At 29.2% G+C, this 24,548-nt stretch carries 19 protein-coding genes and 3 pseudogenes; 12 read left to right on the top strand and 10 right to left on the bottom strand.

What is annotated here, in order from left to right; translation table 11 throughout:
* Window positions 1-68 precede the first annotated feature (68 nt).
* The 6 genes and pseudogenes from SJY27_RS03825 to SJY27_RS03800 all read left to right on the top strand — a co-directional run bounded on the left by SJY27_RS03825 (window position 69) and on the right by SJY27_RS03800 (window position 4,540).
* Window positions 69-458, top strand: coding sequence for a T9SS type A sorting domain-containing protein (locus tag SJY27_RS03825; RefSeq protein WP_397446936.1), 390 nt, complete (start codon window positions 69-71; stop codon window positions 456-458).
* Window positions 455-2,266, top strand: coding sequence for a hypothetical protein (locus SJY27_RS03820; protein ID WP_397446935.1), 1,812 nt, complete (start codon window positions 455-457; stop codon window positions 2,264-2,266). Before SJY27_RS03825 ends, SJY27_RS03820 begins: the two co-directional genes overlap by 4 nt.
* Window positions 2,267-2,290: 24 nt before the next feature.
* A complete protein-coding gene (locus tag SJY27_RS03815; protein ID WP_397446934.1) occupies window positions 2,291-2,896 on the top strand; it encodes a hypothetical protein in 606 nt (201 codons plus the stop codon).
* Window positions 2,897-2,910: 14 nt separating this feature from the next.
* The gene (locus SJY27_RS03810; protein WP_397446933.1) at window positions 2,911-3,183 is read left to right on the top strand and encodes a hypothetical protein; all 273 of its coding nucleotides are present in this window, start codon (window positions 2,911-2,913) and stop codon (window positions 3,181-3,183) included.
* Window positions 3,184-3,397: 214 nt separating this feature from the next.
* On the top strand, window positions 3,398-3,730 hold the full coding sequence (locus SJY27_RS03805; protein ID WP_397446932.1) for a hypothetical protein: 333 nt from the start codon (window positions 3,398-3,400) through the stop codon (window positions 3,728-3,730).
* A gap of 39 nt (window positions 3,731-3,769) precedes the next feature.
* Window positions 3,770-4,540: pseudogene (locus SJY27_RS03800) on the top strand (SOS response-associated peptidase).
* Between the two features lie 131 nt (window positions 4,541-4,671).
* Here SJY27_RS03800 and SJY27_RS03795 read toward each other — a convergent pair.
* The 7 genes and pseudogenes from SJY27_RS03795 to SJY27_RS03765 form a co-directional block, all read right to left on the bottom strand.
* Window positions 4,672-5,902: pseudogene (locus SJY27_RS03795) on the bottom strand (IS256 family transposase).
* A 335-nt stretch (window positions 5,903-6,237) separates the two neighbouring features.
* Window positions 6,238-6,507 (bottom strand): transposase, encoded by a 270-nt coding sequence (locus tag SJY27_RS03790; protein ID WP_397446931.1) that lies wholly within the window; start codon window positions 6,505-6,507, stop codon window positions 6,238-6,240.
* Entirely contained in the window at window positions 6,492-7,463 is a 972-nt protein-coding gene (locus tag SJY27_RS03785) for an IS110 family transposase (protein WP_397446930.1), read from the bottom strand. The genes SJY27_RS03790 and SJY27_RS03785 overlap by 16 nt, the downstream gene beginning before the upstream one ends.
* A 228-nt stretch (window positions 7,464-7,691) precedes the next feature.
* Entirely contained in the window at window positions 7,692-8,630 is a 939-nt protein-coding gene (locus tag SJY27_RS03780) for an IS256 family transposase (protein WP_397446929.1), read from the bottom strand.
* 324 nt (window positions 8,631-8,954) lie between these two features.
* Window positions 8,955-9,620, bottom strand: coding sequence for a helix-turn-helix transcriptional regulator (locus tag SJY27_RS03775; protein WP_397446928.1), 666 nt, complete (start codon window positions 9,618-9,620; stop codon window positions 8,955-8,957).
* Between the two features lies 1 nt (window position 9,621).
* Window positions 9,622-11,295, bottom strand: coding sequence for a tetratricopeptide repeat protein (locus SJY27_RS03770; RefSeq protein ID WP_397446927.1), 1,674 nt, complete (start codon window positions 11,293-11,295; stop codon window positions 9,622-9,624).
* Between the two features lie 40 nt (window positions 11,296-11,335).
* A complete protein-coding gene (locus SJY27_RS03765) occupies window positions 11,336-11,515 on the bottom strand; it encodes a hypothetical protein (protein ID WP_397446926.1) in 180 nt (59 codons plus the stop codon).
* 335 nt (window positions 11,516-11,850) lie between these two features.
* On the opposite strand from SJY27_RS03765, the gene SJY27_RS03760 reads away from it, so the two are divergent.
* Window positions 11,851-12,591, top strand: coding sequence for a hypothetical protein (locus SJY27_RS03760; RefSeq protein WP_397446925.1), 741 nt, complete (start codon window positions 11,851-11,853; stop codon window positions 12,589-12,591).
* Window positions 12,592-12,866: 275 nt separating this feature from the next.
* Here the strand turns inward: SJY27_RS03760 and SJY27_RS03755 are convergent.
* A pseudogene (locus tag SJY27_RS03755) lies at window positions 12,867-14,096 on the bottom strand (IS256 family transposase).
* A 342-nt stretch (window positions 14,097-14,438) separates the two neighbouring features.
* On the opposite strand from SJY27_RS03755, the gene SJY27_RS03750 reads away from it, so the two are divergent.
* Window positions 14,439-15,101, top strand: coding sequence for a hypothetical protein (locus tag SJY27_RS03750; protein ID WP_397446924.1), 663 nt, complete (start codon window positions 14,439-14,441; stop codon window positions 15,099-15,101).
* A gap of 36 nt (window positions 15,102-15,137) precedes the next feature.
* Here SJY27_RS03750 and SJY27_RS03745 read toward each other — a convergent pair whose 3' ends face one another.
* On the bottom strand, window positions 15,138-16,538 hold the full coding sequence (locus SJY27_RS03745; RefSeq protein WP_397446923.1) for a tyrosine-type recombinase/integrase: 1,401 nt from the start codon (window positions 16,536-16,538) through the stop codon (window positions 15,138-15,140).
* Window positions 16,539-17,478: 940 nt separating this feature from the next.
* Between SJY27_RS03745 and SJY27_RS03740 the strand changes: the two genes are divergently transcribed.
* From SJY27_RS03740 to SJY27_RS03725, 4 genes are all read left to right on the top strand, one after another.
* On the top strand, window positions 17,479-17,952 hold the full coding sequence (locus SJY27_RS03740) for a T9SS type A sorting domain-containing protein (RefSeq protein ID WP_397446922.1): 474 nt from the start codon (window positions 17,479-17,481) through the stop codon (window positions 17,950-17,952).
* A 5-nt stretch (window positions 17,953-17,957) separates the two neighbouring features.
* The gene (locus tag SJY27_RS03735; protein WP_397446921.1) at window positions 17,958-19,784 is read left to right on the top strand and encodes a hypothetical protein; all 1,827 of its coding nucleotides are present in this window, start codon (window positions 17,958-17,960) and stop codon (window positions 19,782-19,784) included.
* 134 nt (window positions 19,785-19,918) lie between these two features.
* Window positions 19,919-21,946 carry a hypothetical protein gene (locus SJY27_RS03730; RefSeq protein WP_397446920.1) on the top strand — a complete coding sequence of 676 codons (2,028 nt, stop codon included), beginning with the start codon at window positions 19,919-19,921 and terminating at the stop codon, window positions 21,944-21,946.
* 20 nt (window positions 21,947-21,966) lie between these two features.
* Entirely contained in the window at window positions 21,967-23,730 is a 1,764-nt protein-coding gene (locus SJY27_RS03725; protein WP_397446919.1) for an SGNH/GDSL hydrolase family protein, read from the top strand.
* A 114-nt stretch (window positions 23,731-23,844) separates the two neighbouring features.
* On the opposite strand, the gene SJY27_RS03720 is transcribed toward SJY27_RS03725, so the two are convergent.
* Complete coding sequence (locus SJY27_RS03720; RefSeq protein ID WP_397446917.1) at window positions 23,845-24,534, bottom strand: DUF6371 domain-containing protein; 690 nt, start codon at window positions 24,532-24,534, stop codon at window positions 23,845-23,847.
* Window positions 24,535-24,548 lie beyond the last annotated feature (14 nt).

Raw genomic sequence — 24,548 nt, 5'->3', positions numbered from 1 at the left:
GTTTACTTTTTTATTTTACTTCATTATTAAGTTTTTCTCAGTCTATTTCTAAACAAGTTATATCTGTATTGGGATACAATATCTCAAACGCTTCATATAAATTGAGTGCTAATTTAGGAGAGGTTACTGTTGGAAATATGGCTGCTGAAAATGGAGATTTCCAATTAAGTAATGGCTATTATCTTTCATTAGATTTAAAAACGTTAGATATAGATAAATATTCATTAAATAATTTTATAGTTTATCCAAATCCTGTAAAAGATATATTTTATGTTTCTAACTCTACAGAAACTTACTTTGATGTTTATCTATCCGATCCTATAGGAAAAATATTATTTAAGGCTAGGATTCAGAACAAGGACCCAATTAACATCTCTAATTATCCAAAAGGAGTTTATTTATTAAAAATAACGACAGGTCAAAAAAAAACTAATACCTATAAAATAATCAAGCTATGAAAAATTATTTATCAATACTCTTATTTATCACTTTAAGTTTTAATTTTAATGCACAAGGTCCGCAAGGATTCAACTATCAAGCCACTGTTAGAAATGCTATTGGCGATTTAATATTAAATCAAAATGTGAATTTTAAATTCAACATTTTGCAAGGCTCACAAACTGCTGCACCTAGTTATACTGAAACACATGATGTACAAACAGATGACTTAGGGCAAATATCTTTAGTAATAGGTAAAGGGGCTCCATCTAATGGAGTTTTTTCAGATATAGATTGGTCACTTGGAAACTATTTTTTAGCTATTGAATTAGATACAGGAAGTGGGTATGTAGCTATGGGAATTACACAGTTTTATAGTGTACCTTATGCCTTATATGCCGAAAATGCAGGTTCAGCAAGAGTTGACTTAGATACCATAGTAACTAAAGAGAGTGAGAAAGCAGTGACTGGAGGTGGGATTTTTGATGCTTTAGCTAATTTAAGTATTAATTCTATAAATGACCCTAAATTTAGAGAGACTCTAGGTAGTTCTTGGGAGAATCAAGGTGGGGGCGATTTTACTGTTGTTAATAGTCAAATTACATCAAGGGCATCTGCTGGCATTCTAAGAAATTTTATAGCTAGTGTTAAAATTGGTGACAATTTAATTTTATCAGGAGTTTATAAAATTCCAACTGGTTTTGAAGATTCTGTTCCAAAAATAGTATGCAGAGCAGTTACAGAAACAGATATTCATGATATTCTTACTATAGAAGTACCTTCAAAAGAAGAGGGTACATATAAAATAACAGATAGCATTACAATAACAGATGAATTAGTTCCATCAGGAGAAATTTTAGGCTTACAAATTGATGTTTATTTTCAACAAGCAAATGTAACTTTTTTTGACCCAGTGGTTATTGTAGGCGCAAAAGCTGATTATTATAATGCCTTAATTCCAGAGCAAGGAGAAATCACAACAGAAACTGAAATTCATAAAAATGTAGAGCTAACGAATTATGCTTTATATCCAGATAATCCTATTTCAATAGTTGATGCAGAGGGTAATTTAGTTTCTAATGTAATATTAAACACTAGAATGTTTGATGTATTATCTCATACAGTAGTTGATGATGATAAATTAGGGAAAGGATTTACATTTAATATAGCAAATGATTCCAACAAAACTGCTTTTACTTTTGAATGGACTAACCCAAATTATATGTCATTTGTTATTCATAAATCAACAATTGAAAGCGGGGATAGACTTGGTTTTTCAAGTTCATCGGGTGGTTTTGCTTGGCTAAATTTAGATGGATTAACAACAAATTCAACATCCAAAGGTAGCGGATTTACTATTAATGTTTTAGAAATAGTTGGAAATTACATCAGAATAGAATGTTATCACGCTACAGATAGCAGAAAGAAATTATGGTTCGATTTTGACAGTACTTCTGATATTACTATTTACGATTTAATTGTAAGTTTAAAAGCTTACAACAAATACGCAACATATAAGCATATCTATCAAAAAAATCAGTCTGCTTTAGTTAATAAACGTGCAATGACTTGGGGAGATAGTAATCTCTCAACAGGAATAAGATATGCTCTTAAAGAACAGTTAGGTATAAATGTAATTGTAAATGGTGATGGTGGTCGTAGAATAGCATTGAATAATGGTGTTAATTTCACACCAATTACTACGTCAAATCATAGAACACAAACAAGTGATGGTAACTGGCTAGGCTCTTGGTATCGAAAAAAGGCGATAAAATATGCAATTGATACGTATGGGAGTGTTGATGTAATGGCGTTTTTTTGTTGCTAAAATGATGGCGAAGGTAACTCTTACATGAATAGTTCAGGTCAATTGTATGTAGTTGAAAGTGATATACCAGAAGGCACAGAAGCAGATTTCACCAATTATTCTCAATTAACAGATGAAGCTATTGCAGCAGTAGAATACAACTATCCACAATTAACTGATAGTGAAGCAGAACAAGATATTAAATACGCAAGATTCTTGGCTTTAACAAGTGCTGAAAAAAAACAGATTTTTGCTTACAAACAAACTTTTGCGGCTTTGATTAAAGAAATCTTAGCTTATAATCCTAACTGCTTAATTAGTTTGTCAAGCTTACTTCATTTACCAGCTTCCGATGATGGAGGTAATTCAGCTTCAACAAACCCAGCAACTTGGAGAAGTAGAAAACATGTGAAAGATGTAATAAATCAAAATATAAGAGATATTGCAGATTGGTTTGGTGTTTATTTTTGTGATAATACTAATCAAGTAGGTTATTATATTGGTAATGCTCAACATCACACACCAGATGGAACTCATTTTACAGCAAATATTGGCTACAGAATTGGATTTAATACTACTAGAAAGTTACTACAGCAATCTTTGCAATTAAATTATGGAAGAGGAACAGGTACAGGTCCTTTAGTTCATTAAGAAAATTAAATACAATGAAAAACCTAAACCAAAAAAAAGAAAGCAAAGGAGAGAAATTTTGGATAATTATTTTTCAAATCATTGGCTTAATTATATTTATAGCACCATTGTATTTGCCAATTTTAGCTTATTTCTCTACGTCAATAGAAAGCATCAGGTTAAGTTTTTCGGATATTGCTATTATGGTATTGGGTATCTTTTTAGTAAAAGATAAAGATGCAATTTTACTTCTTTGGATGATTTTATCAATCGAGTTTTTATTTCCATTGAACAACTCACCATTTTAATTAGAATTGGTGCTTTTCTGTTTACAAGAATCCCTAAAAAGAACTTATTATGGCAAGCTACTTTTCGATTAAAAGCATAAAAACCAAGCAACTTAAAAGATCAAATCCATTTATTTAAATTAAAACAATCATCATTTACATTACCTAAACTCAAAAGCATTGGATTAAACAGGTCTATGATGAACTAGAATTATTAGATTTTACACTATACGATTTGTTTGATTTAGTTGATGAAAAGTATTGCAAACATATTTTAGCAAGTGAAATGCAAAATCATGTAAATCAAAATGTATTGCTTTATGGTAAATTAGTCACTACTCGTTTTAATAAAACAGCACAAGGCAAATTGATGCGTTTAAGCACCTTTATTGATAAAAAAGGACACTATTTTAATGCAGTTCATTTTACCAATGTAGTTCATGATTTTCCAATTGCTGGAATGGGAATTTATGCTTGTTATGGTAAAATTACAAATCGATTTGGTTTTTGTAGTATGAATATTATCAAATCTAAAAAATTGAGGATTTTGTGTGATCCTAGAGGTTAAAATTCTTTTATATTTTTAAATAATTTCTAATATCCAACAATGTGTTATGATATCAAAGCTTCAAAAAAGGCTCAATTAAAAAGAGCAATACAGCAGAATGATTCAACAGCTATTAACGAAATTGAAGAAGATCTAATACCATACACAGATTTGCCTTTATATCATAGCAGTGGTTTTCAGCATTACGATTTACTAATTTACACAGATGATTCTCCAGATTACCCAACAGTAGCCACTTGGGGGTTAATTCCACATTGGGTAAAGGATGATATTCAAATGAAAAAAACTTGGAATACCACGTTAAATGCAAGAGGAGAAACAATTTTCGAAAAAGCATCTTTTAGAAATTCAGCAAATAACAAACGATGTTTAGTTTATGTTGATGGTTTTTACGAACATCATCATTATAATAATAAAACATACCCATTTTATATCTTTAAAAAATATAAAGAACCAATTATTCTAGCAGGCTAATGGAGCGAATGGAAAAATCCTGAAACAAACATTATTCACACTAGTTTCGGAGTTGTAACTACAAAAGCAAATGGTTTAATGTCTAAAATTCATAATAATCCAAAACTTAAAGAGCCACGAATGCCATTTATCCTTCCAGATTCTTTAGCCGATAATTGGTTAAACCCAATAAATGATGATTTAGATAAAAAACAAATTCAAGAAATGATTCAATCTTTTCCAGAAGATAAAATGAGTTGTTATACGGTTGGTAAATTACGAGGTAAAGATTATGTTGGGAATGTACCAACTATTTCAGAAAAACACACTTATGAAGATTTGAGTATTAATTTTTGACAATACTACTTGTAAAATTTATAAAATCAATCAAATCTCCACCATCTTCAAGATCAATATTTTCTAAAAAATTGGGAGTGTAGACACTTTCCCATCAAGTGTGTAAGTTAAAAATTACAGGATTAGATTTTTCATAGTTTAATCCTGTTTTCAAATATAGCTAAAAATTGGTTTAAAATAATTCCCCAATTTCTAATCGGCATAGTCCATTTTTTTGTAGACTCCCTCAAAGCTAAAAATACAGATTTAATAACAGCATCATCAGTAGGGTAAGAGAGTTTGTTTTTTGTGTATTTTCTAATTTTCCCATTTAAGTTTTCAATTAAATTAGTGGTGTAAATAATAGTTCTAATTTCTAGAGGAAAATCAAAGAAAACAGTGAGTTCACCCCAGTTGTTTTCCCAAGATTTAATTGCGTAAGAATACTTAGAGTTCCACTTTATTTTAAAGTCTTCTAAAGCAGCTTTAGCTGCTTCTTTAGTAGGAGCAGTATAGATTTGCTTCATATCTTTTGTAAAGGCTTTCTTGTCTTTCCAAACCACATATCTACAAGAATTTCTAATTTGATGTACTACACAAATTTGAGTAACTGAATTAGGAAAAACGGTTTTAATAGTGTCTGTGAATCCGTTTAAATTATCAGTTGCAGTAATTAAAATATCTTGTGTTCCACACGCTTTTATATCGGTTAAAACGGTCATCCAAAAAGAGGAAGATTCGTTTTTACCCAGCCAAAGCCCTAACACTTCTTTTTTACCATCAACACGTAACCCAACAGCAATATAGATGGTTTTGTTAATCACTTTGGAGTTTTCACGAACCTTAATCCTTTATATTAGAAAGCTTACACTTTCTGTTCTTAATCTCAAATATCCAAACAATTAAATATAGAGCCTCTAAAGGCCTGTTTTTCCAAGCGATAATATCTGCTGTAATTTTATCTGTAATTCTTGAAATAGCTGAACTAGAGATATTAAAATCATATAATTCTCGTATTTGTTCTTCGATGTCTGTGGTACTCATTCCTTTGGCGTACAAAGAAATAATCAAATTCTCAACGCCATCAGCTGTGCTTTCTCGTTTCTTAATAAGCATTGGATTAAAAGAAGCGTCTCGATCTCTTGGAACTTGGATTTGTGTTTCTCCTAAATTGGTTTTGATAGTCTTAGTTCCATAACCATTACGTGAGTTAGGGTTGTTACTTTTTTGATGCCTATCATAATCTAAATGAGCATCTAACTCACCTTCTAATATTTTTTCAACTCCTCGTTTGTGAAGCTGTTCTATAAAACTGGTCAGTTCTGAACCTGTTTTAAATTGTTTTAAAAAGTCTTTGTCGTTTAATAAATCTTCTGGTTTCATAAATAAAAGTGTGTTTATAAATTTAATGATTATTTTATCGTAAAGTTATTTCCGAAATTTTTCCTCATTGAGCAATTGAAATATTGCTCTAGAAAAATTTCAGAATAACTTTACTTACACACTTTTTGGTTTAGTACCGGAGTGTAAATTTAACTTTGTCTGTTGATTTTCCGTTTTAAAATAGTTTGATTTTTTCTTAATCATATTATTTAAAAAATCGAACTATTTTAAAATGAGACCAGCGTCAGCGGCACTAGTTTTTTTTGGGAACACTGATGTCCAATTGTATTCGCTCTCCAAATTTAATATATAATTGTTGAATAATCAAACTCCAATTATGTAGTGGACTTGTCCACTTTTTTTGTAGCCAGATAGACCAACTTTAAAAGCGCCATATCATTCACAAAAGCACCTTTAGTTTTAGTTACTTTTCGAACTTGTCTATGAAAACCTTCTACTGCATTTGTGGTGTAAATGATTCTTCTAATAGGTGCTGTAAACTCAAAATATTGTGAGAGTTCCTCCCAATTTCGTTGCCAGCTCTCAATGATCTGTGTTAAAAAACTAATATTTATTGTTAAATTTTCTTCTATTTGGCGCCACATAAACTTTGATAATTTTCATTGTAATATTGTTTATTTTTTGCGACAGCAAAGATTTGTTTTAATAATTTATTTGCTATTGCAATTTTAATAACTCTTTCAGGTTTTCCTTTTTCTTTTAATCTGTTATACATTTCTATACAAGTTTTATTCACTCTCTTTGCAGACCAAGAACACAAGTATAATAACTTTCTAATTTGTGGTTTTCCCATTTTACAAATATGTCCCTTTCCTTTTACACTTGTTCCTGATTGGTATAACCTTGGACTAAAACCTACAAAAGCTGTGAGTTGTTTGTAGTTCTCAAATTTTGTAAAGTTATCAGTAACAACACTGATCATAATTGCTGTTTTTATACCAACTCCAGGAATAGTTCTTAATCTTTGAATAGTGTCTTTATAGGCTAATTCGCCTAACTTTTCTATTTGTTTTTCAAATTTGATGATCCGTCTTGTTAATAGCAGAAGTAATTGTTTTAATTCTTTTTTTAAGCTATTACTTAATACCCCAGTTACTTCAAAAGACTCTAATTGCCTTTTTGTTTGATGTTTTTGTTTCTTTAATAATTCTAAAGCGGTATAAAGTTGTTTAATTTCTATACAATGATTACTTTCTGGATACCATCTTTTTAATTCATACTGAGCACCATATTCCGCAATTGTTTTTGCATCTTTCTTATCTGTTTTAGCTCTATATAATCTTGTTTGGCTATAACGTCTAATAATTAAAGGGTTTAAAACACATACCTTATAATTACCTAAATTTAAAAAAGTTGCTAGTTGCACATAATAAGGTCCACTGGCCTCCATTACGATCCAATCAGCTGACTTTATTATTTTTTTAAACTGCTCAAAACCTGTACTTTGATTTTTAAAGACCTTATGTTCCCATTTATCTTTTTTTAAATAAGAAACATCAAAAGTGCTTTTACTAATGTCAATCCCTATAATTTTACTCATATTAAATGTTTTTATAGAAAAATTACTACATTTACTTATCAATCCTAAATACAGACTTGAAGGTCTAATGATCTGTTCAAGTTTAATGTAGTAAAGGGTAAAGTGATTAGCATTGCGAACGGTCTTCTATGACAAATGACAGACTATAATCTTGTCCTTTACCCTATTACTTTTCTTGTTAAATATTAAACCTAAATTTAAGCATTTTATCAAACAGATAAATATAGATTACAAACATAGGATGACAATAGGATATTTTTCACCCCATTTTTCTTCTAAATTTAATAACTCATCTTCTGCTACATCCTTATTGATCGCTTTATAAACCAGTTTTAAATCCTTCATAAATGCTTTCTGGTCTTTAGAGGCTACATATTTTAAAGAATTACGAATTTGATGTACAATACATTTTTGAATTTGTGTTTTAGGAAAGATGCTTAAAATAGCTTCTGAAAATCCTTTTAAATTATCTGTACAAGCGATCAATATATCTTTCAGTCCACGCTGTTCTAAATCTGTTAATACTTGTAGCCAAAAGTTTGCTCCCTCGCTTTGTGAGACATACATTCCTAAAACTTCTTTATGTCCCTCTTTATTTATCCCAAGAATATTATACAAAGCTTTATGTTGCACTTTTCCATCAACTCTAACTTTATAATGCATAGCATCTAACCAAACTATACAATACATGGATTCTAAAGGGCGACTTTGCCAAGCTTTAATGTCTGGTATAATTTTATCGGTAATTTGACTTAATACAGTGTGAGAAATATCGGTATCATACATCTCTTTTATATGCGATAAAATATCTCGTAAACCCATTCCTAGTCCATATAAACCAACAATCTTTTCCGATAAATTCTCCGCTAAAATAGTTTGTCTCGTTTTAACAAGTTCTGGTTCGAAACTGCTATTTCTATCTGTTGGTGTTTGGATTTCAAAAGTGCCTAAACCACTTTTTATCGTCTTTTTGCCTTTTCCATTTCGCTTATTTTTCCCATCTGAGCTCGTAGAAGACAAATGATGTTCCATTTCTGACTCTAGTGCTTTTTCTATGAAACTTTTTAGCATAGGTGCAAAAGCACCCTCTTTTCCGAATAAACTTTTACCTGACAGTAACTGTTCTAAAGCTTTCTTTTCTAATAATTCTTGTTCTTTTTGGATCATCTTTTCTGTTTGAATAAAATTAATACTTTTTTTATGCAGACAGAGTTGAGTTTACAGTCTCTAGCAGACTGAAACATTCTTTTTTTTATTTACAATTTTTAAATAAAATTTGTTTCATCTTTTTGTAGTTAAGCTAATTAATAAACTCAAATTTACTTCTAATAAAGCAAAAAAACCTTACGGATTTCCGTAAGGTTTTACACGCATAGCAATTCTCCTTCATTGTAAAATCCCCCAAAATATTTTTAAAATAAATTTAGAACAAAGATACTTTGTTAGATAAAAAAGTTTTACGGGAAACCGTAATTTGAATGTAAAAAGGATTTAAATAAGTCCTAAATCTTTAACTATTGCCACTAAGTGAATGGCATTATTAGCTTTAAACTGAACACGAAGTTTGTTTAAGTGTTTTTCTATAGAACTTAAACTGCTAGGTGATATGTTTTTGTTTTTAAGATAGAGGCTAATATCATCTTGAGAAAGACCATTTGATAAAAGTTTGATCAATGTAATATCAAAATCGTTGATTTCTAGATTAGTTTTTGGGCTCAATGCTTGTGCTACTTGAGGTGATAAATAAGTTTCATTATTATAAACAGCATATATGGCTTTTTCCAATTCTAATAAACCTCTTCTCCCTTTGCATACATATGCATTAGTATTTTGTAAATTCATTAGCAATCGAACTTTTTGCAATCGATCTTCTACAGAATATACTATAACTTTTAGTTTTGGAAATTCTTTATTTAAAGCAATAATTAATGATTCCCCAGAGGGATATTTTTGCTCTCTATGATCTTTTACAAAAGATAAATCAGTTATTAACAAATTGAATGGAGCATCGTCTAAAATGGCTTTTTTTATTTTAAGATACGCATCATCACAATATTGCACTTGTTGAGTGTCTTTAATATTTAGGTTGTTTACAACAGATAATACTCCTTGATTTATGCTTCCTAAATCATCTGAAATTAAGACTTTGTTAAACATATTAAATTAAAATTTTAGCTTTAAAACCTCCATTAACTTGAGATTTAAATTTAATTGTTCCATTTATAGTTTTTATACGGTTTTCCACATTTTGCAAACCATTATTTTTTTTGATGATGCAACCAACACCATTATCACTATAATTTATGGTTAATTTTTCACTTTGATTAAAGGCTAAAACAACGATGGAAGCACTGCTATGTTTTTTCATGTTAGTCATTAATTCTTGTAAAACCCTATATAAAGCCGTCTTTTTTTCATTTGAAATTTTTTGCCAATCAACTTTAGAAATATTTTTTGTAATTACATTTATATCTGTGCTTCTATAACTTAAAAGTAAATCATTTAAGATTTCATTAAAGTTTTCAGTGACATCAATTGCGCTATTTTCTTTTGAAATGTCTCTTGTTTTGGTATAGATGTCTTCTAAATCATCTAAAACATCTTCATTAATTGTTTTACTACTTTGTAATTTTGTCATTACATGATAGACATCATTAGCAACTTCATCATGGACTTTTTTAGAAATGCGTGTTTCAGTTTTATATACTTCAATTAATTTTTCTTTTTTGTGACGAGATTTTAGAATAAAATATAAAAAGATTGAACTAAGAAGTATGAATGATCCACCACTTAAATAAATTATTTTGAATCTTTTTTGTTTTTCTTCATCTAATTTACTTTCTGCCAGTTGAAGTTTAGCTTCATTTGCTTTTCTTTTTTCTTCCATATAATCATACTGCATAGAAGCAAACATGTTTTCGTTTTTTTGCTTTGCAAGATTGATACTATCACTCAGTTTTTTAAACTCTATAACTTGTAATTGATTGTCTGCATTTAATAAAAGTGATAATGCTTCTAATTTGTAGGATGCATTTTTAGTTTTTTTAGCAATTTTATAAGCCTTATTTGCATAATGTTTTGCTTTTTTTGTTGCTTTTCTATCTGTAAAATATTCTGATAGATGTTTATAACTAACAAAAAGTTCGTCAATATTTTGTTCTTCTTCTCTAATTTTTAATGCTGCTAACATTTTATCTAAAGCATTAGTATAATTTAGCTTAGATTCAGCTAAACCTAAATTGTCTAGAGATCGTGCAATTTTGAGCTTATCATCAAATTTTAGATTATTTTCATAGACTTTTTCAAACTGTTCTATTGATAATCTGTAATTTTTTTTCTTTCTATAAATATTGGCTTTGTTGTTTAAAACAGAATTAATTTGCCTTGGATTTTTTGCAATTTTTAAAACTCTATCGTAAAGGTCTAATGCTCTATCATAATTTCCTAATTCATAAGAAACAATCCCTAAATGATTTAAAACGCCAATTTTAGCTTCAACAGTAGTATTAGTATTTTTTATATTATCTATCAATTCTAAAGCAGAAATTGCAGTTGCGTCACTTTTATGAAGATTTCCAAATTTGTACTCAATACTTGCAAGAATTCTTAAATTGAATACAAGTTTGGTAGTATCTTTTTTTTGATTGTTGACTTCTTTACGCTGGTTAAAAAAGGTATAAGCTTTTTTTAAGTCGTTACTACCTTTTGGATTTATATAAAGGCTGTAATAATGGCTTATACTATCTTTAATTTGTTGAGCATGTAAGTTTCTTGCGGAAAAGCACAAAACAAATGCATAAAAAAAGAGGAATGAATTTTTTATCAATTTCATTCCTCTAAAATACTAACTAATTTTGAGTAAATGGATTATTTTAGTTATTGTCATCTGGCGGTGGTGGAGGTATTTCTTCGTTTCCGTCACAACATGCTTGAACTTCATCTGAAATTTCTGTAAATTCTGTATTTTCAATATTGAAATCATCGGTTTCTGAACATGAAAATAATGATATTGTTAGAGAAATAGTAAGTGTAATTAAAATTATTTTTTTCATTTTATTATTTTTAATATTAGACAATAGTGTTCTAGTCTGATCTAAAAAATCAGTTTGAGTTAGGCTAGTAACACTGTGTTATGTGGGAAGTTTGAAGTATGGAAGTAAAGAGGTTTTGATCACTTCCCAGTATCCTTAAACATCTTTACTTAACTTCAATAATTAATTTGAAAATGATGTATCTACTTTTTTTGTTGTAGGTGCAACAATTTCAAGGCAAATGAATAAATAAAATGAAATTAATAATGGAAATAGTATGGAATGTAATTGGAAATATATTGGAAAATATTTTCCATTATGTTTTTGTAATTTAACCACCTAGAAAAGTCTGTGACATGCACAAAAAATTAATATTAAAAGTTTTTGAAAAAGCTAAGAAAGATCAAGAAAAGGAAACAGGAGTAATTGCATCTACTAGTAAATTATCAGAACGAATTTCAGAAACCTTGTTGAATAACTATAAATGTGTTTTTGGAGAGAAAAGTTTAAGGGTGTTATATAATAAAGCTAAAATTAGTAATGATGAAAAGTTAGAGATAAAGCAATTAAAGGTAATAGAATGCTTATGCAAATACTTAGGCTATGAAAACTATATTGATTTTGTAAACAATAACTTAGAATTAGCTAATAAGAATAATAATCATGTAAGAAGTAAACAACATTCTAGGATAAAATTTATTGTAAAAAAATACTGGGTTTATTTAATATTAGTTGTTTTTATATTGATATTATATTTGAATTTCTCATTCAACCAGCAACGCTGGATGATTTGGAAAAATGATCAATATGTTGAGGTTGATTTTGATACTAAAAAGTATAATCTAGATCAATTAAAAATTTTAAATGAGGAAAGAATTTTAAATTTTAAAAAAATTGTACCTAGTTGTCAAGTAAAATTTTTTGATAATAGAGGAAAAGTGAAAATCTGGTACGGGAAAAGTTTAAAAGGAGAATTGGAAATATTTACATCTATAGGTTTACACCCTGAAACAGGAAAAACATTAAAACCTATAACTCAATATATGATTGATAAATATTTTTGTATAAAGGATAATGCTATTACTAATGGAAAGTAATGGTGTTTTGTTTTTTCCTTTGTTATGATTAAGTTCGCTTTTCAAAAAAAGTATCATTAATGTGAATTAAATATAAAAGGTTTTAAAGCTTATTTTAAAATAATTTATAGTTAAAGAGAATCTTTTTTAACTCAAAAATTATGAAATTGACAAATAAGAGGGAGTGTAAATTTAACTTTGTCTGTTGATTTTCCGTTTTAAAATAGTTTGATTTTTTCTTAATCATATTATTTAAAAAATCGAACTATTTTAAAATGAGACCAGCGTCAGCGTCACTAGTTTTTTTTGGGAACACTGATGTCCAATTGTATTCTATTTCCAAATTTAATATATAATTGTTGAATAATCAAACTCCAATTATGTAGTGGACTTGTCCACTTTTTTTGTATGTTTTTTGTAGCCAGATAGACCAACTTTAAAAGCGCCATATCATTCACAAAAGCACCTTTAGTTTTAGTTACTTTTCGAACTTGTCTATGAAAACCTTCTACTGCATTGGTCGTGTAAATGATTCTTCTAATAGGTGCTGTAAACTCAAAATACTGAGAAAGTTCCTCCCAGTTTCGTTGCCAACTCTCGATGACAATTGGATATTTTTCACCCCATTTTTCTTCTAAATTTAATAACTCATCTTCTGCTACATCCTTATTGATCGCTTTATAAACCAGTTTTAAATCCTTCATAAATGCTTTCTGGTCTTTAGAGGCTACATATTTTAAAGAATTACGAATTTGATGTACAATACATTTTTGAATTTGTGTTTTAGGAAAGATGCTCAAAATAGCTTCTGAAAATCCTTTTAAATTATCTGTACAAGCGATCAATATATCTTTCAGTCCACGCTGTTCTAAATCTGTTAATACTTGTAGCCAAAAGTTTGCTCCCTCGCTTTGTGAGACATACATTCCTAAAACTTCTTTATGTCACTCTTTATTTATCCCAAGAATATTATACAAAGCTTTATGTTGCACTTTTCCATCAACTCTAACTTTATAATGCATAGCATCTAACCAAACTATACAATACATGGATTCTAAAGGGCGACTTTGCCAAGCTTTAATGTCTGGTATAATTTTATCGGTAATTTGACTTAATACAGTGTGAGAAATATCGGTATCATACATCTCTTTTATATGCGATGAAATATCTCGTAAACCCATTCCTAGTCCATATAAACCAACAATCTTTTCCGATAAATTCTCCGCTAAAATAGTTTGTCTCTTTTTAACAAGTTCTGGTTCGAAACTGCTATTTCTATCTGTTGGTGTTTGGATTTCAAAAGTGCCTAAACCACTTTTTATCGTCTTTTTGCCTTTTCCATTTCGCTTATTCTTCTCATCTGAGCTTACAGATGACAAGTGATGTTCCATTTCTGACTCTAGTGCTTTTTCTATGAAACTTTTTAGCATAGGTGCAAAAGCACCCTCTTTTCCGAATAAACTTTTACCTGACAGTAACTGTTCTAAAGCTTTCTTTTCTAATAATTCTTGTTCTTTTTGGGTCATCTTTTCTGTTTGAATAAAATTAATACTTTTTTTATGCAGACAGAGTTGAGTTTACAGTCTCTAGTTAAACCAATGCACTTTAGTACCTTAAATTAGTTACTTACTTACTTCAGCTTACAATTCCTCATAAATTACTTTTACCTTTCTATTTTTATTAAAAACCCTCTACCTAAATAATTTAGAATAATCCTCAGGCAACTCAGCATCAATTTCTCTTAAATATTTTTCTAAAGCACTCATAGATTTATGACCTGTAATCAGCATTAAATTACTTTTCGCTTCATAAGGAGAAGCTTTTTCTCTCAGTTTTCTGTATAGCTTCGAGTTGGCATTAATTAAAGAATGAAAAATATAGCTTTAATATTTACTTTTTTATTTTGTTCAGCAATTAATGGACAAAATAAAACTATTGAATTTCCTACTGAAAAAAATGGAGTTAAAACCTTCGCATATGAATATTTTAAAAAAATAATAAATGACATTCCTTTAGAACGACTTGAAGTTTCTGAAAATGAATATCATTTTAGATATATTACACCAAAACATATAGCTGAAATATGGAAAGATGAAAATGGGAAAATCGCAGGAAAAATTTTTAGCTTTGTAGAAAAACAACCTGATTCAACTAATTTGGAATATTTAAATAACGAAACAAAAAGAATCTATTTCTTGAGAGAAGAATCAATGAAACAGGAAAATGCAGTCAGTATTTATAAAAAATTGAACAAACTGAAACTTGAAAACATAAAATCTACAAAGAAACAATTGCCGAATAATAAAAATATGAAAGGCGTTATGTTGGAATTTTCAAATAAAGAAAGTTATAAGTTTAAAGAATTTTGGTATTCTGAAAAAATTGAAAATACTACAAATAAAAAATTAATTGAATTTAATACATTTATGTCCCAAATAATGAATTACGACAAACTAAACGAAAATCTAATGAATAGTTTACCAAAAGGTTGTTATAATTTGGCAAATGGCTTTGTAAAATGCAATAACTAATGCCAACACCTTGTATAAAAAATTGCTATGTTTAGCTTAACTTAAAACTTGTTGCTTTTTTGCAACTTCTGAATTTCCGCTGGAAATTCCTCGTTCACAAAATCGCAACTTTCCATACAAAACAACGATAAACGTATGTCTAAAGCTATAGATTCCATAATCCTCATTCAATTTAAAATGGTCTTTTACCACGCTTCTAAATCGTTTAGAAAAATGATCTCTTCTATTGGTTTCGTTGGCATTCCAGAAAGCTCCAATTTTATCGGGAGTAAATAAAAAGGATTCTTTATCTAACTGGGATAAATCAGGTAACTCATCAAATAAAATACTAGGAATAATCTTTGTTTTTAAAGCGCTATTCTTTGCTTTAAATTGAACAGTTTTGGTGTCTAAATTAATGTCTTTAATTCTCAATCTACACACCTCAATAGGTCTGATAAAACTATAGGAAACGAATTTGATGAACAGTAATAAAAGTTGATCTTGTTTTTCTAAATATTCAAATATATTTTGTTGCTCTTTTAAGGTGTACACCTTGTTTCTTTCTGTTTTTGATTTTAAAACAGGAATCGAATGAATATAATTTTCAGTAACCAATTCGTTGTTTTTTAATACTTGAAAGATGCTCCCTAATTCTGTTCTGTAATTGTTACGGTTTCTTGCGCTTGTTTTCAGAACAATTCCGTTAAAATAATCTAACAAATCTTTTCTAGAAATTTCTCCTATATTTTTCTTAGTTGGATGCGTTTCTTCCATCCATGCAATGAATAGTTTTACCTTTCTTCTATAATCTTTTATGGTGGCTGTGCTTACTGCTTTTTCTTTTAAGCGTAATGCAAAGTCAAAAGCTTTTACAAAAGACATTTCTTCTTGATTTTTGGGAGCAATATGCTGTTTCTCTGTTGAAGTTGATATTTTTGTAATTGCTACCTCTTTTTTTGTTGATTTACTTGTCAGAGGTATAGGCTGCAATGGTGAAGGTGGTGTGTTTTCATTCATAGCTTCTTTAATAGCAACCTTTATCGTATTATTAATTGCTGACAAAATCACTTTTTCTTTTTGTGGTATTTCTTTCTTTTTTTTGGTATCAGGGTTTTTCAATTGCTCATAAAATTTGCTATTGTTTGTAAAAGGATTGAACCCTTGATTTAATAAAAACAACAACTTTTTTTTATAATATGATAAGATGCTTATTCTATCTTCTTTGGTTTTGTAATGGTTTACTTTTCCATATACATTTGTCATTCTTTCGAGTTTCCCTGTTTTTGGATTTCGATAAGAATAATAGACATACCAACGTTTGGATAAGTCCCCTTTTGCGATGTAGATTTTGGGTTTAGAAAATAGGGGTAAAATTTTCGAATCGTGTTCCAAATCGTGTTCCAAATCGTGTTCATTTGATTCTTTTAGGGTAAGGTACTCGTAAATTGAAGGCATAAAAAAACAGTTTAGAGATCTAAACTGTTGTTTTTTAATGATTTAAAATTTGTAGCGAAGACGGGATTTGAACCCGTGACCTCAGGGTTATGAATTTGATAAAAAATCTAATTTTTAACCCTTTTTTGCTTTATATTAATAAAATCGTGTACCGTAGTGTGTACTCTTATTAATAATAAATTTCTGTTCAAATATAACAATATAAAAATTTAATAATTCAAATTAAATTTTTTCTTTTCAATGATTATTTAAAATAGTGAGCTATAAAATGTAAAGATATAGCTCATTTTTTGTTGTAGAAGTATTTAATTATAATTGAAATAAAAAAATACAACCCTTTTTAGTGTTTTTTTTTGATATTAATTTATAGAAACAAATTTCAAATTCAGCTGTTGTAGCTTGTCAGAACTTTAAAACCAAAAAACTAAATTTAATTATTTACTGAAAATTCAATTTTAAACACGAGTAAGGTATTTTTAAATTAATCTTATGCTAACAAGTTGTTATGTATTCACTATATTTTTTTAAAAATAATTTAAGGCCATTACGGTTAACCGTAATAACTAATGGATAAAAAGATTTAATTTTAATCTTAACAACTCAACTAACAGTATAGGAGGTTTTTAGTGTTATAGTCAACAGGTTGAAGTATATGTTAAGTTATAACCTAATGTAAACCTAAAATAAAAAATAAAAAAATAAAAGTTAAAAACTATTAATCCTTATTTATTATCTTTGACAAAAATTGTGAAACATATTATTCTATTAGGTTTTATTGGTTAGTAAGCCGCTATTTATCCCATTAAATCTGGGTTATTAGTCATACTTAAGTATTACGATGTATATACCTTGTATTATGCTCTAATTAATAAAATATCTAAGAAAAAATTTTGTTATAAAGATATTTTCTTTAGAATATTAAGTGTTTAAAAAAAAAGCTATGAAAAAAAATATCCTTGTTGGAGCGTTACTACTTACCACACATTTCTTGCATTCACAAACAGCTATTACTTCTTCTGGAGGAATAGCAACTGGAGGTGGAGGTACTGCCACGTACTCAATCGGACAATTGGTTTATACCACTAATAGCTATAATAGCGGTTCAATAGCTCAAGGAGTCCAGCAAGCTTTTGAATTTCAGGTGTTTAGCAATTCAGATATCCCATCTACAAACTTAACATTGTTAACCTATCCAAATCCAACTTCCGATAATCTTGTTTTAAAGATGTCAGATACACCTCAAGACGAACTTGAGTACACTCTTTTTGATATTCAAGGAAAACAAATAATGACAGGGCAAATTACGAATACAAAAACAACTATTGAAACACGAGATATAGCTAATGGAGTCTATTCTTTAAAAGTTACCAAGAACAAGTTATTACTAAAAGCTATTAAAATTATCAAAAAATAAATACTATGAAAAAGTTTATATCTATACTAATTGTATTTTTAATCTCCACCATAACTTTTAGTCAAACTCCTGAAAAGATGAGTTACCAAGCAGTGTTAAGAGATGCAAATAATGTATTACTTGTAAATCAACTAGTAGGTATGCAAATTAGTATTTTACAAGGAGATACTGTTGTTTATGTTGAAACGCAAGCACCAACAACTAATAGTAATGGGTTAGTGAGTTTAGAAATAGGAGCAGGTTCTGTTCTTCAAGGAGTTTTTAGTGAAATAGATTGGAGTTATGCAGAGTACAATATAAAAACGGAAATAGATTCTGCAGGAGGTAATGATTATACTGTAGTAGGAACAAGTCAATTATTAAGTGTGCCTTTTGCATTACATTCTAAAACTTCAGCAAATGGAATTAGTAAAGAACAATCAGAGGCAATCAAAGAGAATACGAACAAATATTCAAAGTCCCAAATAGATTCAATAATTCTATCTGAAAATTCTATAAAGTTTGATTCACTAAAAAATATAAATCAAAAGTTTGACTCGATAATATCAACACTCAATGATAAAATTAATGAAATTGAAAGTTCTACTAAAACGGATGTTGATAATTTAAAAGCAATCTTACCTAAAAAATTATATTTTGCTTTAGATAAAGAACTAAAGATATTCACTAATAATTTTATTTTTAAATCTCAACTTAATCCTGCATCCGCCAGAATTAACTTTTCAAACCTTAATGGAGTAAATTACAGCAATTACTTTTCAGGTACACCTATAAATGAAGGTAAATGGAATGGAGATATAAAAATTTTTAATAATCTAACTCTAAAACATGAATCAAATTACGAATATACAGTTGTCAAAAAATCAGAAAATGTAGATGATAAAAACATTTTATTTATTGGGGATTCATATACTGACATAGGTACATATATTACTTATTTAAAAAATGATTTTGAAAATGATGGTATAAAATTAAATCTTATCGGTACTATGGGGTATTCTTCAAACCGGCATGAGGCTCTTTCTGGCGGTAAAATGGAGATTTTTGTTTTAACGCCAAGTGCGGGTATTTCAAAAATAATTTCAGTTTCAAACATATCTGAATTGCCTAGAACAGGATATCCAGGTACCTGGTATATGGATGAAAATGATGAAGTATGGAGTGTTAGGGGTATGTTACTTGATGAAAATGGAAATGGAAAAATAAAACTAGGTTTTTATAATAGAACAAGTTACAATATGAGTTTTCCAAATTCGGGGACCCTAAGAAAGACAGAACATCCTAATTTGGGAAACATTTTAGCGGGAGATGAAGTAATCAATTATAGTGATGTTGAGAGCGCATTTCATAATCCTTTTTGGAACCCTGAAACCAATCAACTCGATTTTAAATATTACATTAATTATTGGAATTTCGAAATACCAGATATTGTTGTTTTAAAATTTGGGTGGAATGATTTAGGCCCTTGGGCTAGTAATGAAATAATTAAAAAAATAGTAAATAACGCAAAGGTAATTATTGATAAAATTCATGTAGATTTTCCTAAGACAAAAGTGATTTTTAGTATTCAGGGAAATGGTCAATTAATTAACACTAGAAATATCGATACGGAAGGTCAGTTATATTCTAGGTTGAAATTTACAAAGGAACTGTCAAGTATATTTGAGGATGAAAATCTAAAATATGATTTTGTTTACCTAGCACCTACTTATGCTTGGCTTGATCCAGATAACGGCTACTCATCTGATGGAGTGCACCCAAACAATATTGGTTTTCATCAAATAGCTGATTGTTTATACCCAATATTTTGTGATATTTTTAATAAAAACTAAACTACCATATGTTCTTTGCTGATTTTATAACAGTACACGAAATTCAATATATATCAAATGGAGTCTGTTTTTTAAAAGTCACCCAAAACAAGCAGTTACTACAATCCCTTAAAATCATTAAAAAATAAATAACTATGAAAAAGTTTATATTGATACTAATCGTCTTTTTAATCGCCACCATCACTTTTAGTCAAACTCCTGAAAAAATGAGTTATCAAGCAGTGTTAAGAGACGCAAATAATGTATTACTTGTAAATCAACAAGTAGGTATGCAAATTAGTATTTTGCAAGGAAATGATGCTGTTTATGTTGAAACGCAAACACCTACAACTAATAGTAATGGGTTAGTGAGTTTAGAAATAGGAGTAGGTTCTGTTATTCAAGGAGTTTTTAGTGAAATAGATTGGAGTTCTACAGAGTACTATATAAAAACGGAAATAGACCCTGAAGGAGGAAGTGAATATAGTATAATAGGTACAAGTCAAATATTAAGCGTTCCTTTTGCATTACACTCTAAAACTTCAGAAAATGGAATAAGTGAAGAACAATCAGAAGCAATCAAAGAGAATACGAAAAAATATTCGAACAAATACATAGATTCCATTGGGTTAGATATTGACAATAAGATAATTGAGCTAAAAAATCTTACTGAAGAACAATCAAAAGAAATTAAAATAAATTCAGAAAAATATTCTAATCTATATATAGATTCCATTACAACAGATTTCAATAATAAAATTAATGATTTAAGTCTTTCAAGCGCACAACAGTTAAAAGCAATAGAGAAAACAATGCTTGGAATTCAAAACACGTTTATACAAGACGAAAATTTTTTAGCAGATATTCAAATGAATATTGTGTATGGTCAATCCTTAGCGATGGGAGGATCTACTATATCAGCAGAAGATTTTTATACCACGCTGAGTTTTGAAACAGGTTCTAGAGTCTTTGCAGATACCAACCAAACGCTTGAAGAAGTTAATAATGAAGAACTACAAGAATCTAGATTTATTTCTTTAGTGACGATGTCTTCTGAAGGTAATGGGCTAAATGGAAGAATGATAAATAAAAAATGGAATGAGTTACTTAGAGATGAAAATGGAAAAAATTTAGAGAATTTCAATTTTAATTTAATGGGTTTTGTAGCTGGGGTTAATGGTGGTCAATGGTATCAATTAGCAAAATGGAGTAGTAATAGATCAAATCAATGGGTAGATGTTCAACCTAATGGAATGCCAACAGCCATAAAGTTTGGGGTTAATCAAGAAGGGAAAAATTATCTATCATTAATGCAAGGAGTCTATTTTGCAAATAAATTTGCAAAAGCGCAAGGTAAAACATTCAATGTTCCTACATTATCTTGGGTTCAAGGAGAGGCTAGTGGCGATAAATACAATACTGTTGAGCAATATTATAAAAAACTAGAAGCTATTTTTGAGGATATCAATCAAGATGTAAAAACAATAACAGGTCAAGCAAATGATGTTCAATTTATTATTTATCAAAACTCATCATTTGCAATTTACCAAACCCCAACATCACCACAATATGAGGCTGATGCTTATACAGAAGGAGTACCACTTGCTTGTTTACAAATTGCAAGAGATAAAGAAAATGTGCATTTTGGAACTCCTTTGTATCCTTTCAGTCCTCCACAATCTGCTAATGATAAAATTCACATGGGTAATGTTGGTTACGCCTTAATGAGTTCTCTATTTGGTATTAAAGGCAAAAGAGCTGTTACAGATGGTAAACCGAATGTAACTTTTTATCCAAAAGAAAATGAGATTAGCACTTTTAGTAATGGTACACAATGGTTTACAAGAATACCCTTTGATGTTCCTGTTAAGCCCTTAGTATTAGATATAGAAGGTGTTTCTGGCGAAAATATGAGAGGTCATGGCTCACAACCAAATTATGGATTTTCAATAATAAACAATGCTGGTGAAGAAATCATAACAAATGTTACTTTAAGTGGAAGTGATGCAATAACAATTACAACATCCGAAAACCCTGAAGGTTTAGACTTAACCTATGCTTTAACAGGTGTTTTTGGTGGCGGAAATCTTAGAGACAATCAAGGTGATACCATTAAAACTACATTTAATAAAATTTCTTATAGATGTGATAATTGGTGCCCTTTTTTTAGAATAAAATTGTAAACTCTTTAAAAAATATAACTATGAAAAAAATTATAACTTTCATCACTTCCTTTTTAATATCATCAATCTCTTTTGGTCAATCTCCTGAAAAAATGAGTTACCAGCCAGTGCTAAGAGATTCAGATAATGTTTTAGTAATAAATCAGCAGGTTGGTATGCAAATTAGTATTTTGCAAGGGGCTGATGCTGTTTATGTAGAAACACAAACCCCTGTAACCAATAATAATGGATTGGTGAGTTTAGAAATAGGAAATGGATCTATAGTTACTGGTGATTTTTCAGATATTGACTGGTCAGTTGGTACCTACTTTATTAAAACGGAAACTGATTTAACAGGCGGTGCCAAATATACCATAACAGGTACGAGTCAAATATTAAGTGTTCCATATTCTCTACATGCTAAAACAGCTGTCATTGCAAATAATGGTTTGCCAGCTGGAGGTAAAGCAGGAGAAGTATTAAAAATTGATGATAATGGCGTTCCTGTATGGGTAGCTGAAGATGCCTTTACTTTTGACGATATGCCTTCAACTCAAAATGCAGAACTTATAAAAAGAATTAACCCTTTGTATGGTAAAGATATTTACTCTTTTGGTGATTCATTAGCTAAAGGATTTTGGGAAAAAATACTTGCAGATTTAACAGGTGCTAATTTTATCGAAGTAGCAAATGATTTAACAAGTGCTGGAGGTTCTAATTCCATAGATAGTGGTGGCCCATTATATAATGAAGAAGGTTATGTTTCAGATGCTTCTACAGGTGGTGTAAGGAGAGCAAAGAATTTCGTGCTTATGCCAGAAGATGTATATGGTAATAAAGATGTTATTTTCTTTGAAAATGTTCATGACAACTGTACAATTGGCGCTAATATAAATGATTATTTACCATCATTATGGCAACAATATACAGTTTATGAAAAAAAAATATTTTCAGGATCAAATGCTAGCAATGATGCACAAAACTATTTTAATAACAATCTATCGGAAATGTTAGCCCTGTTTAATGAGCCAAAACCAAACTCTATTATAAAGTTGCAATTGGAGTCTATTACAAAAAAACTCACATTTACAAATGGGGCAAAATCAACGGGTAATGTTACTATAACAATTAATGGTGTACCATTTGCGACTTCTATTGTAGCTGGAGATAGTATAGAGCAAATAATAGATAAAATAAATATTTGGAATTTTAATGATACAACTGGTTGGATGAATAGTAAGGAAAGCTCATCTATTCTAAATATTATTTATAAAGGGGGTAATAATAGTAATAGCGATGATATTATTACTTTTGATGATGGAGGAACAGGTGTTATAGCTAATATTACTGACAGTATTTCAAAATATTTCCGAAACATTCAATTTAAAAGTTTGGACATTACTGAATGGGAAGATGTTACAAAGTGGCGTTATTTAGGTACTGGTGATGCTGATATGATTGGTGCCTGGAAAGGTATTATTGAGCATATAAAATCTAATTATCCTAATACTCAGATGTATATGTGCTTATTTCCTAATTTAAAATTCTCATCAAAAATGTTAAGACCAGATGGAAGTTTTAATATGGAAGAATGGAAACTGACAAATAATAAAAGAGAGAATAATAGGTATTTATTGACAGAAATAGCAAATTATTATAACATACCAATTATTGATATTGAAAGTAAAATGATGGTTAGCGGAGCGAACTGGCAAGAATATTATCCAGAAAACAATGTGCATTACAAAAATACTCTTAATAAAAAAATAGCAGAAATAATTGCAGAAAGTGTTCAATTGAGGTAGTAAACATTAATGTTTATAAATTTAAATTGGTAATGTAGTCTAAAATAGTTGGTGCTTTTGAAGATAATTATTTTAATTATCCATACTATGAGAAGTTTTCATAGAATAGTTTACTTACACACTTTTTGGTTTAGTAACTATAAAATCAATCAAATCTCCACCATCTTCAAGATCAATATTTTCTAAAAAATTGCTGCATTCAATTTTAAATCCTTCTTTATTTAGAAGGATTGCTTTTTCATTCCAACTTTTATATTCTGTTTTATAAGGATATGCAATAATTTTATAATCTTTAACGGATTTTAATAGTTCTTGTTTAAAACCAGTTTTACTGCCAGTAGCTAACCAAATATAATTGGGTACTAGAATACTCATAACTATAGCAGTTTTCTCTGATTCAACAATACAAATTGTATTACCTTTTTTAATGTTTTTTATTAGATGTAAACCAAACAAGCATTGTTGTAAAACAAAACTAGGTAATTTCAATTGTTTTTGAATCCAACTCACGTGATTGAATGGTTGTTTTACTCTTTTTCCTGTATTACAATTGTATAACATAATTTTACCACCACGTATTACATTTTTTATATCTATTTGCCAGAAAACAGTAGCACTTTTCCAGTAATTTGTAGTGCCAATGTGATACATATTTATTGCTTGTGAAACCTTTTGCTCTTCAAAATAGCTTAATAAATAGGTAATAAAGTAGCTTTGTTGTTTTGTATTACAAAATTGTTGCAATACATTTGGATTGTTGTACTTTGGTTGTATTACTTTAATATCTAAATTCGTATTATTCATAATACAATTTTTAG

It is taken from the genome of Polaribacter sp. R77954, from assembly GCF_044595335.1.
In the GTDB taxonomy this organism is placed as follows: Bacteria; Bacteroidota; Bacteroidia; order Flavobacteriales; family Flavobacteriaceae; genus Polaribacter.
The sequence above is the reverse complement of the archived record's forward strand: the minus strand, read 5'-3'. Positions and strand labels throughout refer to the sequence as shown.